Below are 17,181 nucleotides of genomic sequence, written 5' to 3' on the forward strand. Positions count from 1 at the left end.
ACGGTGCGGCATCGTGAGCCCTGACCCGTTCGAGCGCTACACCCACCGCGTACAGCGGGTCGTGGCGCTGGCCGGCGACCGCGCCCGGCGGCCGCGCCGGGAGGAGATCGACACGGAGCACCTACTGCTGGCCGTCGTCGACGCGGGCGACGGCACGGCCGCGATGGCGCTGGCGGCGCTCGGCGTTCCGCTCGACGACCTCCGCGGCCGGGTGCCGGCCCACGCCGGCGCCGGTCAGGGCGTACCCGGCAAGTCCGTACCTTTGTCGGCTGCCGCGAGCGCCGTCCTCGACCGGGCGCGGCGCGAGGCCGACGCGATGGGCCACCACTACGTGGGTACCGATCATCTGCTGCTCTCCCTGACCGCCCAGCCCGGCAGCGTCGCCGCGCGGGTGCTCGCCGGGATCGGCGTCACCGGCGATCACCTCCGCCCGGAGGTGGCCCGCCTGCTCGACGCACACCCGCGGGCACGGCGGACCCGCGACGAACCGACATACGAGCAGGTCATCGGCGGACGCCGCTTCGCGGTGCCGCCCGCGATCGGCGCGCACCACCGCCAGGCGGAACGACTGCGCGATCTGCTGCACCGGCATGGCGTGACCGTCGACCACCCCGAGACCGACCAGCACGAGACCGCGGCTCGCCGGTCTCCTCCGGCCCAGGAACACCTCGGTACCTGACCTCCTGGAGCCCTGCCGGTCACCCGGCGGCGAGGCCGAAGAAGACGGCGTCGTGGTACGCCGAGCAGATCGTGTCCAGGAAGTACGGCGCCGCGGTGCCGCACTGGTCGGGCGCGGTGCCCGGGTCGACCGGCAGGCCGTGCCCCATCCCGGCGATCCGGTAGAGCCGGACCTGGTCAGTGCCGTACACCTCGAGCGTCGTGCCGCCGGGTAGCGCCGAGGTGGCGGTCGGCCGGTCGGGGACGCCGAGCACGTCGGTGAACTGGTCGCGTAGTTCGGCGCCGTTCGCCGGTGCCACCGCGTAGTCCGACTGTCCGTGCCAGATTGCCACCCGCGGCCGCGGCCCGGCGTAGCCCGGATAGGCGGCCCGGACGAGGTCGCCCCAGGACCCGGGTGACCGGTTCGGCGGCACGTACTGGCAGGTGAGGGCCGTGCTCAGCGAGGTCGCGCAGCGGTACGGCAGCCCGGCGACCACCGAACCCGCGGCGAACACGTCCGGGTAGGTCGCGAGCATCACCGCGCTCATCGCGCCGCCCGCGGACAGGCCCGACACGAAGACCCGGCCCGCGTCGACGCCGTACGCCGCGACGGCGTGGCCGACCATCTGGCGTACCGACAGCGCCTCGCCGGCGTCCCGGCGGGTGTCGCCGGTCTCGAACCAGTTGAAGCAGGAGTTGGCGTTGTTGCCCGGCCGCTGCTCCGGCAGCACCAGCGCGAAGCGCCACCGGTCGGCGAACGTCCGCCAGCCGGACCGGGCGAAGTAGCCGGCGGCGTTCTGCGTGCAGCCGTGCAGCAGCACGACGGCCGGCGCGCCGGCCGGCAGGCCGTCGGGGCGGTAGGCGTACATCGCCAGGTTGCCCGGGTTGGAGCCGAACGACGCCACCTGGTCGAGGGTGGCCGCCGAGGCGGGCGAGGGCACGCCGGCGACGGCGACGGCGGCGAGCAGCGCCGCGGCGAAGTGTTGACCCAGCGTCCGTCCCATGGCAGCCTCCGGCCTGACTAGCTGTCGTCTGTTTCGCCGAGGTTAATGCGATGTCACGGTGCTGTGACATGTCCGGCGCCTACATGCCAGCCGCCATCGATATGGGCAGTGATTGATCCGCCTTCACGTTTGGGAACCGTCCATTCCGGGTAAACTCCGCCTTTAGGAGTGACTGTGGCGAGGTACCCCCAGCTGTTGCACGCCGTTCTCGAGACCGTGAGACCGCGGGAACTCGCCGAGTTCTACCGGCGGCTCATCGGGCTGCGCTACCGGCCCGGTGACGAACCGCCCGCGGACGATTCCGCCGACGATCCCGAATGGCTCGTGCTCGTGGACTCCGGCGGAGCGCGGAGGCTCGCCGTCCTGCACGTCGATCGGCTGCCGCCGCTGGCCGACCGCCAGCCCCGCACGACCTGGCCGCAGCACGACTTCCCGTGGCAGTCGCACGTCGACCTCACGGTCCCGGACCTCGCCGAGCTGCGGCGCCAACGCGGCAGGGCGAAGGCCCTCGGCGCGGAACTACTGCACGATCAGGCCGGCAGCCACGCCGAGCCGATGTACGCGTTCGCGGATCCGACGGGTCACCCGTTCTGCATCTTCGTTGCATAAGGCGCAGTCGGGTGGGTATTTACTTGCGGAAATTTCGATGTTCTCTCGCGCGAAATCCGGGTATCCCCTGCGCATGTTCGAGTGTTTCGAAAACGCCGGCGTCGCTCGAACGTGGCCGCAATGTGGTCGGCAGTCCTCCATTACCGCATCCGAGCACGCGACCCTGAACGGGCTGCCGGACCGGTTGGGCCACGTGGTCCCGGTCGCCGCCTGCGAGCTTGCCGCCGGGCACCCGGGCAGCCACGTCGCGTTCGTCGTCGCCGCGGAGGACGGTGATCACTGGTGGTGGCTTCGCTGGGACGCGCGGCACCGCCACCTGATCCGGCTCGATCCCTGCGAGCGCACGGCCACGGACGAGGATGTTCCGGACGACTGCCTGCTGCCGTCCGGCCATCATGGACCGCACAGCTTCGAGCTGTAGCGGCGCTAGGGTCGGGCCATGACGACGATCCTGGTGCCGTACCACCATGACGAGCCGCTGCCGGACGGCGGCATCGACGTGCGGGCGGACGTCACGGTCCACCCCGACTTCCCCGACGCCGGCCGCTGGGAGCGGCTGACCGCGCTGTGCGCGGCGACCGCCGACGCGGTCGCGCCGGTGGTGGCGTCCGGCGCCGTGCCGACCGTGCTGTCCGGCGACTGCCTGGTGCTCTCCGGCACGCTCGCGGGAGCCCAGCGCGGCGGGGCCGACCCGGCGGTCGTCTGGTTCGACGCGCACGGCGACCTGCACACCCTGGAGACCACGACGTCGGGCTACCTGGGCGGGCTGTCCCTGCGGCTGGCGCTGGGCGCGCACTCCGACCTGTGGTCCGGGCCGCTTGGGCTGCGTCCGGTGACGCCGGAACGTGCCGTCCTGGTGGACGCGCGCGACCTGGACCCGGCGGAGGCCGACTTCCTGGCCGCGCCCGGGTCCGTCCGGCGGATTCCGGTGGACGAGGTCGACGGGGACACCGTGCCGGACGGGCCGCTGGTGCTGCACGTCGACGTGGACGTGGTGGACCCGGCCGACCTGCCCGGGCTGCTTTTCCCCGCGCCCGGCGGGCCACCGGCGAGCGCGGTGGTCGCCGCCTGCCGCCGGCTGCTGGCGACCGGCCGGGTGGTCGCCGTGGACATCGCCTGTCCGTGGCATCCGGCCGCCGACGACGCCGAGCGGGCCGGCCGCGCCGCCCTGCTCGCCGAGCTCACCGCACCGCGCTGATCATCGGCGGCTGATCATCGGTGGAGCCCGGCCCGGCGGGCCAGCAGGAAGTCGCGCTCGGTCTCGTTGCCGGCCAGTGCGATCGCCTGGTCGTAGGCGGCCGCGGCCTCCGCATCGCGCCCGAGCCTGACCAGCAGGTCGGCCCGGGTGGCGGGCAGCCGGTGGTAGCCCGGAATATCCACATCGTCCAGCACGGCGAGGGCCACCGCGGGCCCGTGCACCTCGGCGACCGCGACCGCCCGGTTGAGCGCGACGATCGGGGTCGGCATCAGGGGCCAGAGCTGGTCGTAAAGGGCCAGGACCTGCGACCAGTCGGTGGCGGCGCCGTCGGTGTGCACGGCGTTGATCGCGGCCTGGATCTGGTACGGGCCCGGCCGGTTGCGGCGCAGGCAGCGGCGTACCAGATCGTGTCCCTCGGCGATGAGGGCCCGGTCCCACAGCGAGCGGTCCTGGTCCGCGAGCAGGATCAGCTCGCCGGCCGGGCCGAGCCGGGCCGGCCGGCGCGCCTCGGTGAGCAGCAGCAGGGCGAGCAGGCCGAGGGCCTCGAACTCGTCGGGCATCAGCGCGGCGAGTTCCCGGGCGAGCCGGATCGCCTCCGCGCACAGGTCCGTGCGGATCAGGGTTCCCGTGGTGGCCGTGTACCCCTCGTTGAACATCAGGTAGAGCACGGTCAGCACCGGCGGCAGCCGGTCCGGCAGCTCCTCGGCGCGGGGCACCCGGTAGGGGATGTGCGCGTCCCGGATCTTCTTCTTGGCGCGCACGATCCGCTGCGCGATGGTCGGCTCCGGCACCAGGTACGCCCGGGCGATCTCCGGAACCTCGAGCCCGGCGAGCAGGCGCAGCGTGAGCGCGGTGCGCGCGTCGGGCGCCAGCGCCGGGTGGCAGCAGGTGAAGATGAGCCGGAGCTGGTCGTCCTTCACCGGTCCCACCTCCCCGGGCTCGTCCTTCTGATACAGCAGCAGCGCCTGCGCGTGCCGGGCCTCGCGGGTCGACTCCCGGCGCAGCCGGTCGATGGCCCGGTTGCGGGCGGTGGTCACGATCCAGGCGCCGGGGTTCGGCGGGAGCGTCTCCCACTTCTCGACGGCCACCGCGAACGCGTCCTGCACGGCCTCCTCGGCGAGGTTGATGTCGCCGAGGAGGCGGACCAGCGTCGCGACGCAGCGGCCGTACTCCTCGCGGTAGACGAGTCCCAGGTCCATGTGGTCAGTTCTCGGGCAGGCCCTGGAACGGCCGCACCTCGACCGGCTCCATGCAGGCCTGCGCGCACTTCTCCGCCCAGGCCAGCGCCTCGTCCAGGTCCGCGCACTGGATCACCCAGAACCCGCCGAGCTGCTCCTTCGTCTCGGCGAACGGCCCGTCGGTCATGGTGGCCCGGCCGTCGTCGACCCGGACGACGGTGGCGCTCTCCGGCGGCAGGAGGCCCCCGCCGAAGACCCAGGCGCCGGCGGCCTGCAACTCGTTGTTGATCTTGTCGGTCTGCGCGTACGCGATCTGGGTGTCCGCGTCCGACCTGGTCGGCGCTCCCGCGACGCTGTGCACGGCGAGCATGTACTGCTTCATGACGTCTTCCTCCGGTTGGGTGTGGTGGTGCGGATCAGGCGGCCAGGCGGCGCGCGACGGCCGGGATCACGATCGCGGCGGCGACCAGGTGGGTGACCATGAGCAGGGCCTTGGTGGCCGGTCCGGCGTCCGCGATCACGTCCGGGACCAGCGAGAGCACGGTCAGCACCACCGTAGTACGGACGAAGGCGCGCCGCGGGTGCCGGGCCTTGCGGGACAGCACGACGGCGAGGACCAGGCCGACAAGCGAGAACACCGCCGTCAGCGTCCCGAATCCGGTCACCGGGATCGGGGCCCCGCTCACGTCGAGGCTGATGCCCGCGGCGTGACCGGCGGCGGCGACCCCCATGGTGGCGATGCTCGCGACGGCGGTGGCGGCGAGGCCGGTCCTCGTCAGGGCACCGAGGCCCGAAACGGCGGCGCGGGTGGTGGTGGCGGTCGTGGTGGTCATCGTGGCCTCCGGTAGGTGTCAGTGCCGGCTGCGTGCCGGTGTCTCACCAGGGCTACGAACCGGCCCGCCCCCGATCGACAGGTCCGCCGAAGATTTTCAAAAAGATTCTTCCGGGCTAGTAGACCCAGCGCAGGGCGGCCGCCACATCCTCGTCGGAGGCGTTGCGGAGGCGCTCCGCCTCGGCCCGGCGCACCGCCAGCACCGCGCCGGTCAGCGTCTCGCCCAGCGCGTCCCGCAGCGGCTGTGCCTGCGACAGCGCCCGCGCGGCCTCGTCCAGCGTCGTCGGCAGCCGCCGGATGCCGCGCCCGGCCAGCTCGTCGGGGGAGAGGCCGGCCGGGTCGCCGGTCATCGGCGGCGGCAGCCGCAGCCCGCGCCGGATGCCGTCGAGCGCGGCGGCGATGAGCGCGCCGAACAGCAGGTAGGGGTTCGCCGCCAGGTCGAAGCACTTCACCTCGAGGTTGGCCGCCGACTCCCGTTCCCCGGCGTCGCCGGTGACCAGGCGCAGCGCGGCCTCCCGGGTCTCGTGACCCCAGCACGCGTACGCGCCGGCCCAGTGCGAGGGCACCAGCCGCAGGTAGCTCGCGACCGACGGCGCGCCGATCGCCAGCAGGGCCGGCAGCAGGTCGAGGATGCCGGCCGTGGCGGCCTCCGCCTCGGCGGTCAGCCCGTGCGGCCCGGTGCCGCCGCTGAACAGGTTGCGGCCCTCGCGCGCCGCGGACAGGTGCACGTGCCCGCCGTTGCCCACCCGGCCGGCCAGCACCGCCGGGGCGAACGACGCGCGCAGGCCGTGCCGGTGCGCCACCGCCCGGACGGTCTGGCGCACCAGCAGGCTGTCGTCGGCGGCGCCGACCGGGTCGCGGGCGGCGACGGAGAGCTCGAACTGCGCGGCGGCGTACTCGGGGTGCAGCTGCTCGACCTCGACGCCCTGTGCGTCCAGCGCGGCGAGCAGGTCCCGGCAGTAGTCGCTCAGCTCGATCTGCCGGGTCGCGCCGTACGCGGGGCCGTCGCAGGCCGGCACGAACTCGTCGGTGCCGCCGCGGCCCAGCGCCCACTCCACCTCGATCGCCGCCTTGAACGTCAGCCCGGCCGCGGCGGCGCGCTCGGTCATGGCCCGGGCGAAGCCGCGCTGGCAGGCGGGCCAGGGTTCGCCGTCCTGCGAGTAGCGGTCGACCGGTGCCCACGCCCAGCCGGGCTGTGCGGCCAGGACGGTCAGCCGGTCCAGGTCGGGCACGAGGCGCAGGTCGCCGTCGGGGCCGCCGAGCTGCTCGCTGGCGGTGATCGAGTCGTCGGCGAGGAAGACGTCGAAGACCGGCGACATCCCGACGCCCCAGCGTGCCGCCCGTGCCAGCTTGGCGGTGGGCACGGTCTTGATCCGCGTGACGCCGGCCGTGTCGACGTACGACAGCACGACGCCGTGCACCCCCGCGTAGTGCAGCCGGCCGGTCGCCTCCTCGGCGCCGCCGGGAATCCGGTCCCCGAACATGTTCCGCTCCCGTCAGCCGCGCAGGCCGTACACCCGCTCGGCGTTTCCCGCGCCGATCATCCATGCCACCCGCTCGGCGTCGGGCGCCGACCACGAGCCCGCGGCCACCCATCCGCCCAGCACCTCGGTGAGCCCTCGCCGGAACAGCTCGGCGCCGAGCACGTGCAGCTCCGGCAGCCCGAAGGCGTCGGAGGAGTAGAGAACCTTGTGGAACGGCGCCAGCTCCAGCGACTCCGCGATCACCGCGGTGGCCCGCGCGCCGACGTGGTTGACCGCCAGCCCCACGTCGAGGTAGACGTGCGGGAAGACCTGCGCGAGGTAGCCGGCCTGCCGGTGGTACGGGTAGCAGTGCAGCAGCATGATCGGGGTGCCGCGGCCCTGCACCGCGCGCAGGAACCCGGTCAGCAGGGCCGGATCGCTGCCGGCCAGGTCGAGATCGGAGTCGCCGAATCCGGTGTGGATCTGCACCGGCAGGCCGCGCTCGACGCCGGCCCAGAGCAGGTGCCGCAGCAGCACCGGGTCGTCGAGGCGTGCGAGCGCGGCACCCGGGCCGCGGCGCAGCCAGCGACCAGCCGCGGCGCGGACCTCGGCGGCGGACGGCGGCTCGGGCGCGATGGCCAGCCCGTGCCGGTAGGCGAGGACGGACTTGACCGCGTGCGCGCTCGCGGTGGCGGCGGCCAGGGCGTCGGCGTACGCGGCGGCGAAGCCCGCGGCGCTCGCCCCGCCCTCGGCGACCCGCTCGGCGACGGCCTCCAGCCGGACCACCTCGCCGGCGGCGGACCCGGCCGGCGCGGCCAGCTCGGCCGGGGTGAGCAGCTCCCCGGCCCGGAATCCGGTGTCGACGAGGAACGTGGCGACGTTCGCGGCGCTCAGCAGCCGGCGGTTGACCTCCGCGGGCCCGAGCCGGGCCCGCTCGGCCAGATAGTCGTCGGCGGGCGCGTGCGGCGCCAGCCCCAGCAGCGGCGCGCACCAGCGCCGGACGGCGAAGCCGAGCTGGGAGTCGAGCGTGGTGCATCCGGGCGGCGCGGCCTGACAGGCCTCGGTGGCCAGCAGCTCGAAGCCGGCCCGGTCCAGCGGCCCGCGCACGACGCTGTGGCAGTGGTGGTCCACCAGCCTTACGTCCTCGAGCATCGCCGCTCCGGTCATCGACGCCGCGCCGCCGCGACTCCGGCCATTGTCCAGCGTCATCGGCGTTCGATCCGCGAGGCGCGCCGCCCCGGACGTTACCGGACGAAGCCGGGCAATCGCGCGCCGCTACGCCCTCATCCTCGGCGAATGGCGAGACCCTCGAGGTTGGGCAGGCTGTCGGCGACGGGTCTTGCGGTGGGCCTCAGCAGGCGGTGGATGCGGTCGAGGAGCTCGTCGGCGGTGAACGGTTTCTCGATCAGCTCGATCCCGTGGCCGAATCCGTGCTGGGCTTCCAGCAGGTCCTCGGTGTATCCGGAGATGTAGAGCACGGGCAGCCCGGGTTGGCTCTGCCTGATGAGCTCGGCCAGGGTCGGGCCGGGCATGTTGGGCATGATGACGTCGGTGAGGAGCAGGTCGAAGCGCTTGTGCTCGACCTGCTCCAGTGCCGCCGGGGCGTCGCGGGCCGCGCTCACGGTGTAGCCGTGTTCCCTGAGGATGCGCACGACGAGATCGCGCACGCCGTCCTCGTCCTCGACGACGAGCACGTGCTGGCCGTGCGCGACGGGCGGGCGGGCCGGCGGCGCCCCGTGGTCCCGGCCGGCGGGTTCGGCGGCGATCGGGAGCAGCAGCCGGAAGGTGGTGCCCGCACCGGGTTCGGACTCGACGTTGATGGCGCCGCCGGCCTTGGTGACGATGCCGTAGACGGTGGCCAGGCCCAGGCCGGTGCCGCGGTCGTTGGACTTGGTGGTGAAGAACGGCTCGAAGATGTGCGCGGCCACCTCCGGGGGCATGCCCGTGCCGGTGTCGCGGACCAGCAGCTCGGCGTAGTGCCCGGGGCGGATCGCGGGCTGAGCGCCGGCCTGGTCCTCGTCGATCTCGGTGTCGCCGACCTCCACGAGGATGGCGCCGCCCTGTGGCATGGCGTCGCGGGCGTTGATGATGAGGTTGAGCAGGACCTGGTCCAGCTGGGTCCGGTCGGCGTGCACCAGGAGGGGCTGCTGTGCCCGGTTCACGGACAGCTCGATGTGCTCGCCGAGCATCGGGGCGAGCAGGTCGCGGGAGTCGGCGAGGATCAGGTTCAGGTCGATGGCCTCGGCGTTGGCCGGCTCGGACCGGGCGAAGATCAGTAGCTGGCGGCAGAGCATGCGGGCGCGGTCGGCGGCACCGCGTACCCGGGCGAGGTCGTCCTGCGCGGTGCCTTCCCCGGCGCCCTGTTCGATGGCGAAGTCGGTGTAGTTGAGGATGATCGAGAGCAGGTTGTTGAAGTCGTGTGCCACGCCGCCGGCGAGCTTGCCCAGGCTCTCGAGTCGTTCGGCCTGTGCCGACCGGTCGCTGAGCAGGCGTTCGCGGGCCTCCACCGCTCGCTGTCCGGTGAGGTCCCGGTGGGTGGCGCAGACCTCGAAGAGACCGCCGTCGCGGTCGCGCAGGCCCGCGACGCTGACGGACACGGGCACGGGGCTGCCGTCCTTGCGTTTGCGCTCGGCCTCGAAGTCGCCGGCCCACCCGTTGCGGACCAACTGCACCAGCGGTACCTGTTCGTCCACCGGGCCGCCGACAATCGCGACACTGTTCCCGATCGCCTCCTTTGCCGTGTATCCGTAGACCCGTTCCGCGGCCGGATTCCATCCGGTTATCGTGCCGTCCAGGGAGCCGGTGATGATCGCGTCGCCGGACGAACGGACGATCTCCGCCAGCCTCGCCCGGCCCTCGGCCAGCTGTTGTTCTCCGATCTGCCGGCCACGCGCCAGGACGACGCACAGCACGAAGACGCAGGTGATCAGCACCAGCAGCCTTGTCTCGCCGAAGGTCGGCAACCCGCCGGTCACCATGGAGATCCACACGGCCAGCACCAGTGTGTATGCGCAAACGGCGGCGACAGCGCGAGGCTTCGCGGAGCCCACGGCCAGGCACGGTCCGGCCGCCGCCATCATGGCGAAGACCAGCGTCTCCGTCTGCCTCGACGCCATCACGGCGACGATCGCCGACACGGTGACCACCAATACGGCCATGACCAGCAGGGATGTCGACGAGAACATCACGCGATGGGCGCCGCCGGCCATCGCGAGTCGCAGACGGCGCCAATGCGCTGACATTTGGAACATGGCCGGTCCCCCCGCGCAGGCTGGCTCTCGGCCGTTCGCGCGCGGCCCCAGGCCCCCCTTGCGTTACTTGACGAAATATGCCCTCATCACCACATACCGTACCCGCGTGGGTGCCTCAGGCGACGAAGGTCTGGCGTAGCTCGCCCACGATGTCGAGTCGGCTGGTCAGGGTCTCGCCCGGGCGCAGGAAACGCGGCGGCGTGCGCCGGTTTCCCACGCCGCCCGGCGTGCCGGTGAAGATCAGGTCGCCGGGCAGCAGGGTGCAGATCGCGGAGAGCCGCGCCACCAGGTCGTCGATGGGGAAGATCATTTCGGAGGTGCGGCCGGACTGCAGGATCTCGCTGGCCGTGCCCGACGTGAGCCGCGAGGAGAATCCGATGTCGTCGCGGTCCGGGAAGGCGTCCGGGGTGACCGCCACCGGCCCGGTCGGGCCGAAGCCGGGGAAGGACTTGCCGAGCGCGAACTGCGCCGGCGCGCCCCGCAGCTGGGTGAGCCGTTCGGAGAGGTCCTGGCCGCAGGTGAGGCCCGCGATCGCGTCCCACGCCGCCGACCGCGGTATCCGGTGGCCGCCGCGGCCGATCACCGCCACCACCTCGATCTCCCAGTCGACATTGCCCTCGGGCAGCCGGACCGTGGTGACCGGGCCGGTGAGGCAGCTCGGAAACTTGGTGAACACCAGCGGCTCGTCCGGCGCCACGAAGCCGGCCTCCGCCGCGTGCGGGCGGTAGTTCAGGGCGACGGCGAACACCTGGCGCGGGTCGGGCACCGGCGGGCCGAGCTCGGCGTCGGTGACGCCGGTCGCCGCGGACCAGTCCGCGGTCGCGGCCCAGGAGAGCACCTCGTCCCACCGGGACAGCGCGGCCCGGGCCTGCGCCGGCAGCGCGCCGCCGGAGGCGGACGCCACGTCGAGGGCGCGGCCGTCCGGGGAGACCAGGACGAAGCGGCCGCGCAGCGTGCCGAAGCGCATCAGCCGGCCGTCGAGGAGTAGAGGTCGTTCGTGTACGGCGGCGTGTCGTGCGCCGCGCTCCACGGCACGACGCGGTTGCGCAGCACGCCGATGCCCTCGATCTCCGCCTCGACCACGTCGCCGGGCCGCAGGTAGAAGGCGAACGGGTCGCTCTGCACCGCGGCGACGCCGGAGATCGTGCCGGTCGTGATGATGTCGCCGGCGCTGTATCCCTGCGCGGAGTGGTACGCGACCAGGTGCGGGATCGAGATGACCATCTGCGAGGTGTTGCCCTGCTGGCGCACCTCGCCGTTGACCCGCAGCCGCATCGCCAGCCGCTGCGGGTCGGGCACCTCGTCCTTGGTCACGATCCACGGACCGATCGGGCAGAACGTGTCGATGCCCTTGGAGAACGAGAAGACGCCGGAGCGCATCTCGCGCCGCTGGATGTCGCGCGCGGTGATGTCGTTGAAGATCAAATATCCGGCGATGTGGTCCTCGGCCTCCTCCGGCGAGAAGAACTTCCCGCTGCGCCCGATGACGATCCCGAGCTCCAGCTCGTAGTCCAGCTCGCGGGTGAGCCCCTCCGGATAGACGATCGCGTCCTCCGGGCCGATGATCGCGTCGACGTTCTGGAAGAACACGATCCCCTTGTGTACGGGGTGTGACCAGTTCACCGCCTGCAACTCGGTGTGGTGCTCGGTGAAGTTGCCGGCCGTGTGGAAGAACTTCTTCGGCACGATCGGCGCGCGCAGCCGCACCGCCGAGAGCGCGAGCCGCTCGCCGGTCTCCTCGACCGCGCCGCCGCGCTCGAAGAACTCCCGGGTCGAGCCGCACGCCAGCGCGATGACCGTCTCGCCGTCCAGGCGGCCGACCCGGCCGTCATCGAAGGTGACCAGCTTCATCGGGAACCACCTGCGACTCTCGGATTGTGAAAGCGGATTTCTTCACCCGGAAGCGTGCCCCGGGTGAAAGCCGCTGTCAAGGACGCGGGACGCCGACCCGGAACACCCGCAGCTGCAATGCGAGGGCGAGGTAGTAGCCGACCAGGGTGAGCACCTCGAACAGCGTCGCCTCGCCGAGCGCCTCGACGGCGCGGGCGTACTGCTCGTCGTCCAGGTCGCCGCCGGTGGCCAGCGCGTGCGCGGTCTCCGCGACCACCCGCTCCGGCCCGGCGGGCAGCGCCTCGTAGCGGCCCGTGCGCAGGGCCTCCAGCTCCTCGCCGGTCAGCCCGGCGTGCCGGCCGACCGCCTCGTGCGCGTACCGCTCGAAGGCGGAGTCGGAGGCGGCCGAGACGACCAGGATGGCGATCTCGCGGGCCCGGTCGGCCAGCCCGGTCTCGTAGCGCACCGCCGCGCCGAGCGCCTGGAGCGCGAGCCCCAGCCGGGGTTGCAGCAGGAACGCGTTGAACGGCCCCTCGAGGCCGCCGTCGGCGCCGACCAGCCGGAACAACTGCGGCCCCCGCGCACGCGGCCCGCCGGTGACGGCGTCGTACACGGCGCGCTGATCGTCGTCCAGCGCGGCGGGGTCCAGCCGGGCCAGGCGGCCGGTCACGACGCCGAGACCAGCTGGGAGACCTCCGCGCAGGTGGCCAGCAGCACCGGTTTGAGCTCGCGCACGATCCGCTGCGTCGACCAGTCCCGGGCCTGCACCGCGAGGTTGATCCCGGCGATCACCCGGCCGCCGGCGCCCACCACCGGCCCGGCCATCGACCGCAGCCCGTGCGCCAGCTCCTCGTCCTGCAACGCCCAGCCCTGCTCGCGGATCCGGGTCAGCTCCTGGCTCAGCTCCTCGAGGGACACCTTGGCGTTCGGGCCGTGCTGGGCGGGGAACGAGCTCTCGGTGATCCGCGTTTGCAGCTCGGGCTCGCTCAGGTGCGCCAGCATGAGCTTGCCGATCGAGGTGTGCACCGCCGGCAGCGTCGAGCCGACCTGGATGTTGGCCGTGACCAGGTCGGAGTTGCGCAGCCGGACCAGGTAGAGCACGCGGTCGCCGGTGAGCACCGCCAGGTTGACGGTCTCGCCGGTCTCCTCGCCGAGGCGCTGCAACTTCGGCGTGGCGAGCGAGACCAGGTCGAGGCTGCGCAGCGCCGCACCGCCGAGCGTCAGCGTCCGCACGCCGGGCCGGTAGTCCCCGTTCGGCAGGTGGTCGAGGTAGCCCTCGGCGGTCAGCGTCATCACCACGCGGTACACCGTCGGCATCGGCAGCCCGGACGCGGTGGCCAGGTCGCTCACCCGCCAGGTCGGCCGCTGCTCGTCGAAGAGGCTCAGCAGGCGCAGCCCCTTGGCGAGAGCCTCGACGCGGTACTCGGGCTTCTCCGGCGCTGCGTTCGCGGCGGAGGGGCTCGCGGAGGGCGCCGGATTTCGCCGACTGGCGGCCATGGATCACCTTCTCGAAAGTGGTGTTCATCGACGACGCCCAGCTTAGGGCCCCGCAACGGCGCGCCTGGACACTCAGCGGGCGCCTGGTCTAGCTTGTTCGATAGTGACTTTCATAGAACGAGAATACTAGCGTGAGGTGGCCATGGACTGGTTGACGCTCTCGGGCCGCCCGGCGCTCGTGGTCGGCGCCGGCGGCCTGGGCGGCGCCAGTGCGGTGGCGCTCGCCGCGCAGGGCGCCCCGGTCGTGCTCGTCGACCTGGACGAGGAGCGGCTGGAGTCGGTGTCGCGCGCGGCCAAGGACGCCGGCGGCAGCGTGCGGACCATCGCCGCCGACCTGCGGTCGGCGCGGCGGTGCCGCGAGGTGGTGGCCGAGGCGTCCGGGCTGGCCGGCGTGCCCCAGATCTTCGTGCACGCGGTCGGGCGCAACGTCCGGCGGCCGGTGCTCGAGCTGGGCGACGAGGACTGGCGCGCGATCGTCGAGCTCAATCTCTCCACCGCGTACTGGCTGGGCCGGGCGGTCGGCGCGCTGATGGTCGAGGCCGGCTACGGCCGGATGACGTTCGTGTCCTCGGTCTCCGGCCTGCTCGCCCACGCCGACCACGCGGCGTACGCGGCCACCAAGGGCGGGCTCAACCAGCTCCTGCGGGTGATGGCCAGGGAGTGGGCGGCACGCGGCGTGACGGTCAACGCGGTGGCGCCGGGATACATCGAGACCGGCCTGACCAGGGACCACCTCGACCGGGACGGCAACCGCGAGGCGCTGGAGAGCCTGGTACCGGCCCGCCGGCTCGGCGTGCCGGAGGAGATCGCCGACGCGGTGACGTTCCTGTCGTCGGACCGCGCGCGCTTCATCACCGGCCAGGTCCTCTACGTCGACGGCGGCAGGGTCCTGGTCTGAGAGAGTCACCCCGAAAATCGGACAAGATGGAGGCCCATCCATGCCACTGGAACCCCTGCCCGTCCCGCGCCGCTTCGAGGGCCGGTCCGTGGTCGTCACCGGCGCCGGCACCGGGTTCGGCGCGGAGATCGCCGTGCGGGCCGCGCAGGAGGGCGCCCGGGCGGTCGGCGTCCACTACCGCTCCTCCAAGGCCGGCGCCGAGTCCACCGCCGAGCGGGTCCGCGCGGCCGGCGCGGAGGCCGTGCTCCTGCGTGCCGACATCGTCGAGTGGGCGCAGGTCGCCGCGCTGGCCGGCGAGGCGTTCGCGCGGCTGGGCGGCGTCGACGCGCTGGTGAACAACGTCGGCGACGTGGCGCGCGAGCAGATGTCCTGGCGGGACATCACCGAGGAGTCGATCGACCACGTCCTCGCGGTCGACATCAAGGGCACGATGGCCTGCATCCACGAGTTCGGCAAGCTGATGCTGGAGCAGGGCCACGGCAGCATCGTCAACATCGGCTCCACCGTCGTCGTGCGCGGCAGCGCCCGGGCACCGCAGTACGCTGCCGCGAAGTACGGCCTGCTCGGCGCCACCAAGTCCTACGCGCACGCGTTCGCGCCGACGGTCCGCGTCAACGTCTTCGCGCCTGGCTTCATCGAGACCGACGCCACGCTGGCCCGCGAGGACTGGCGGTCCGGCCGCGGCGACAAGCTGCGCGAGCTGACCCCGATGGGCCGCATCCCGGGCCCGGCGGAGCTGGCCGGCACGGCGCTCTTCCTGGCCACCGACGACGCGAGCCACATGACCGGCGGCTACCTGGTCGCCGACGGCGGCTACAACATGGTCGGCGCCTGATGCACCCACAGGATCTCTCCCTGGCGGAGGCCCGGTCGCTGGTGCGGCGGGCCGTCGACAAGGGCGAGCAGCTCGGGCTGCGCGGCGGCGTCGCGGTCGTCGGCGCGAGCGGCGCGCTCATCACCGCCTCGCGCCTCGACCGCGGCGGCGCCGGCGGCATGGCCCGGGCCCGCTCCAAGGCGTGGATCGCCGCGACCCAGCAGATCACCAGCACCGAGCACCTGCACCGGATGACCACGCTGCCGGCGCCGATCTCGGCCGGCTTCGTGGCGGTGAGCCCGCAGGCGGCCTTCCCGGGCGCCGGTGGGATTCCGGTGCGTGACAAGGACGGCGTCGTGGTGGCCGGCATCGCCGCGTCCGGCGCGACGGTCAGCCCGTTCCTGCCGCACGGCGTGCCGCCAGAGGCGCTCAGCGCGGACGGCGAGCCGGCCAACCCCGAGGACCTCCTGATCGCGTACGCCCTGGACATCCCGTACGCGGGGCAGCACGGCGACGACGCGGTCCGCTGGCAGGCGCGCTTCGGCGACCTGGTGGTGTCGCCCGGCGACAGCCTCGGCATGAAGCCCGCCCCGCCCGCCGCCGGGCAGCCCGAGCTGGCCTGGGCGCGGGAGCTGTGCGACCGGGTACTCGCCGAGGCCCGCCGCCGGAACCTGAGCATCAGCGTCGCCGTGGTGGACAGCGGCGGCGATCCGATCCAGCAGGACCGTGCCGACGGCGCCGTGGCCGGCGGCGTCGACATCGCGCTCGGCACCGCCGCGGCGGCCGCTCGCTTCGGCGTGCCCAGTGAACGGCTCGCGCAGTGGTACGGCGACGCGGTCACCCGGCTCAACCCGGTGACCGTCCTCGGCGTCGCGGGCGGCGTGCCGCTGCTTGACGACGGCCGGACCGTGGCGGGCGTCGGCGTCGGTGGTGCCGGCCCGGCGGAGTGCGCGGCCCTGGTCCGCGAGGTGGCGGGGCCGTGAGGCGTGACGACCCGGTCCGCGTCGCGGTGCTCGGCTGCGGCGCGATCGGCAGCCTCTACGCCGCCCACCTGGCCCGGGTGCCCGGCGTCGAGGTCTGGGCGGCCGACCCGTGGCGCGAGCACGTCGCGGCGATCGAACGGGACGGCCTGCGGGTGACCGGCCAGGCGGACTTCACCGCGCCGGTGCACGCCCGCACGCACGCGAGCGACCTGCCGCGCTGCCACCTGGGCATCGTGGCGACCAAGTCGCTGCACACCGCGGACGCGGTGACCGCCGCCCGCGAGGCGCTGGCCGACGCCGCGGTGGTCAGCGTGCAGAACGGCGTCGGCAACGAGGAGCTCATCGCCGGTGTCCTGCCCAGGGTCATGCGCGGCACCATCGTGACGGCCGGCGCCGTCACCGGGCCGGGCGTCGTGCGCTACGACGCGCCCGGCGACTCGTGGCTCGGCCCGTTCGAGCCGAGGCCGGCGGAGCCCGGCGAGATCGAGCTGCTGGCCCGCCTGCTCAACGAGGGCGGCCTGCGGACGCACGCGGTCGCGGACGCCCGCGGTCCGCAGTGGACGAAGGTGGTCTTCAACGCGGCCACCAGCCCGCTGTCGGCGCTGACCGGGCTGACCGTCGGCCAGGTGTGCACCGATCCCGCCCTGCGTGCCCAGGTCGAGGTGCTGATCCGGGAGGCCGCGGCGGTCTGCGCGGCCGCCGGCATCGTGCTCACCCGCGACCCCGCCGAGGCGGTCGAGGAGGCGATCCGCGAGGCGTTCGCGCACAAGCCGTCGATGCTTCAGGACGTGCTGGCCCGGCGGCCGACGGAGATCGGCGTGCTCAACGGCGGCATCGCGGACGAGGGCCGCCGCGTCGGCGTGCTCACGCCCGCGCACGACAGCATGGTCGCGCTGGTCCGCGGCCTGGAGTCGTCCTGGGAACAGGCCTGAGCAATCAGCCATGGACATCTCTCGTGGCGTCGTTT

19 protein-coding genes are annotated in these 17,181 nt (G+C 73.3%); 8 read left to right on the forward strand and 11 right to left on the reverse strand.

Going from position 1 to position 17,181, the window contains the following annotated elements; translation table 11 throughout:
• Positions 1 to 13 precede the first annotated feature (13 nt).
• Entirely contained in the window at positions 14 to 679 is a 666-nt protein-coding gene (locus BJ971_RS12150; protein WP_184992584.1) for a Clp protease N-terminal domain-containing protein, read from the forward strand.
• Between the two features lie 19 nt (positions 680 to 698).
• On the opposite strand, the gene BJ971_RS12155 is transcribed toward BJ971_RS12150, so the two are convergent.
• Positions 699 to 1,661: an extracellular catalytic domain type 1 short-chain-length polyhydroxyalkanoate depolymerase gene (locus BJ971_RS12155; RefSeq protein WP_184992586.1), complete on the reverse strand. Its 963-nt coding sequence runs from the start codon at positions 1,659 to 1,661 to the stop codon at positions 699 to 701.
• Between the two features lie 174 nt (positions 1,662 to 1,835).
• On the opposite strand from BJ971_RS12155, the gene BJ971_RS12160 reads away from it, so the two are divergent.
• The 3 genes from BJ971_RS12160 to BJ971_RS12170 all read left to right on the forward strand — a co-directional run bounded on the left by BJ971_RS12160 (position 1,836) and on the right by BJ971_RS12170 (position 3,468).
• Entirely contained in the window at positions 1,836 to 2,270 is a 435-nt protein-coding gene (locus BJ971_RS12160; RefSeq protein ID WP_184992588.1) for a VOC family protein, read from the forward strand.
• Between the two features lie 193 nt (positions 2,271 to 2,463).
• Entirely contained in the window at positions 2,464 to 2,691 is a 228-nt protein-coding gene (locus BJ971_RS12165) for a hypothetical protein (RefSeq protein WP_184992590.1), read from the forward strand.
• A gap of 18 nt (positions 2,692 to 2,709) precedes the next feature.
• Positions 2,710 to 3,468, forward strand: a complete 759-nt coding sequence (locus BJ971_RS12170) for an arginase family protein (protein ID WP_184992592.1) — start codon at positions 2,710 to 2,712, stop codon at positions 3,466 to 3,468.
• Between the two features lie 14 nt (positions 3,469 to 3,482).
• Here the strand turns inward: BJ971_RS12170 and BJ971_RS12175 are convergent, their stop codons facing one another.
• The 10 genes from BJ971_RS12175 to BJ971_RS12220 all read right to left on the reverse strand — a co-directional run bounded on the left by BJ971_RS12175 (position 3,483) and on the right by BJ971_RS12220 (position 13,519).
• Entirely contained in the window at positions 3,483 to 4,667 is a 1,185-nt protein-coding gene (locus BJ971_RS12175; RefSeq protein WP_184992594.1) for an RNA polymerase sigma factor, read from the reverse strand.
• A gap of 4 nt (positions 4,668 to 4,671) precedes the next feature.
• Positions 4,672 to 5,028, reverse strand: a complete 357-nt coding sequence (locus BJ971_RS12180; protein WP_184992596.1) for a YciI family protein — start codon at positions 5,026 to 5,028, stop codon at positions 4,672 to 4,674.
• 34 nt (positions 5,029 to 5,062) lie between these two features.
• Entirely contained in the window at positions 5,063 to 5,479 is a 417-nt protein-coding gene (locus BJ971_RS12185) for a DUF6069 family protein (RefSeq protein WP_184992598.1), read from the reverse strand.
• Between the two features lie 115 nt (positions 5,480 to 5,594).
• Entirely contained in the window at positions 5,595 to 6,962 is a 1,368-nt protein-coding gene (locus BJ971_RS12190) for a glutamine synthetase family protein (protein ID WP_184992600.1), read from the reverse strand.
• A gap of 12 nt (positions 6,963 to 6,974) precedes the next feature.
• A complete protein-coding gene (locus BJ971_RS12195; protein WP_239087121.1) occupies positions 6,975 to 8,150 on the reverse strand; it encodes an amidohydrolase family protein in 1,176 nt (391 codons plus the stop codon).
• Between the two features lie 74 nt (positions 8,151 to 8,224).
• The gene (locus BJ971_RS12200) at positions 8,225 to 10,126 is read right to left on the reverse strand and encodes an ATP-binding protein (protein WP_184992602.1); all 1,902 of its coding nucleotides are present in this window, start codon (positions 10,124 to 10,126) and stop codon (positions 8,225 to 8,227) included.
• 181 nt (positions 10,127 to 10,307) lie between these two features.
• Positions 10,308 to 11,159, reverse strand: coding sequence for a fumarylacetoacetate hydrolase family protein (locus BJ971_RS12205; RefSeq protein WP_184992604.1), 852 nt, complete (start codon positions 11,157 to 11,159; stop codon positions 10,308 to 10,310).
• On the reverse strand, positions 11,159 to 12,043 hold the full coding sequence (locus tag BJ971_RS12210) for a fumarylacetoacetate hydrolase family protein (protein ID WP_184992606.1): 885 nt from the start codon (positions 12,041 to 12,043) through the stop codon (positions 11,159 to 11,161). The genes BJ971_RS12205 and BJ971_RS12210 overlap by 1 nt, the downstream gene beginning before the upstream one ends.
• 76 nt (positions 12,044 to 12,119) lie before the next feature.
• Complete coding sequence (locus tag BJ971_RS12215) at positions 12,120 to 12,692, reverse strand: carboxymuconolactone decarboxylase family protein (RefSeq protein ID WP_239087122.1); 573 nt, start codon at positions 12,690 to 12,692, stop codon at positions 12,120 to 12,122.
• Positions 12,689 to 13,519, reverse strand: a complete 831-nt coding sequence (locus BJ971_RS12220) for an IclR family transcriptional regulator (RefSeq protein WP_184992608.1) — start codon at positions 13,517 to 13,519, stop codon at positions 12,689 to 12,691. The genes BJ971_RS12215 and BJ971_RS12220 overlap by 4 nt, the downstream gene beginning before the upstream one ends.
• Before the next feature lie 142 nt (positions 13,520 to 13,661).
• Here BJ971_RS12220 and BJ971_RS12225 point away from each other — a divergent pair, with 142 nt between their 5' ends.
• Genes BJ971_RS12225 through BJ971_RS12240 form a run of 4 tightly spaced genes read left to right on the forward strand, consistent with a single transcriptional unit; the run spans position 13,662 to position 17,146 of the window.
• Positions 13,662 to 14,417, forward strand: coding sequence for an SDR family NAD(P)-dependent oxidoreductase (locus tag BJ971_RS12225; RefSeq protein ID WP_184992610.1), 756 nt, complete (start codon positions 13,662 to 13,664; stop codon positions 14,415 to 14,417).
• Between the two features lie 40 nt (positions 14,418 to 14,457).
• On the forward strand, positions 14,458 to 15,252 hold the full coding sequence (locus tag BJ971_RS12230) for an SDR family NAD(P)-dependent oxidoreductase (protein ID WP_239087123.1): 795 nt from the start codon (positions 14,458 to 14,460) through the stop codon (positions 15,250 to 15,252).
• Positions 15,252 to 16,214, forward strand: coding sequence for a GlcG/HbpS family heme-binding protein (locus BJ971_RS12235; RefSeq protein WP_184992612.1), 963 nt, complete (start codon positions 15,252 to 15,254; stop codon positions 16,212 to 16,214). Before BJ971_RS12230 ends, BJ971_RS12235 begins: the two co-directional genes overlap by 1 nt.
• The gene (locus BJ971_RS12240) at positions 16,211 to 17,146 is read left to right on the forward strand and encodes a ketopantoate reductase family protein (RefSeq protein WP_184992614.1); all 936 of its coding nucleotides are present in this window, start codon (positions 16,211 to 16,213) and stop codon (positions 17,144 to 17,146) included. The genes BJ971_RS12235 and BJ971_RS12240 overlap by 4 nt, the downstream gene beginning before the upstream one ends.
• The last annotated feature ends 35 nt before the right edge of the window (positions 17,147 to 17,181 follow it).

Source organism: Amorphoplanes digitatis, from assembly GCF_014205335.1.
Classification (GTDB): domain Bacteria; phylum Actinomycetota; class Actinomycetes; order Mycobacteriales; family Micromonosporaceae; genus Actinoplanes; species Actinoplanes digitatus.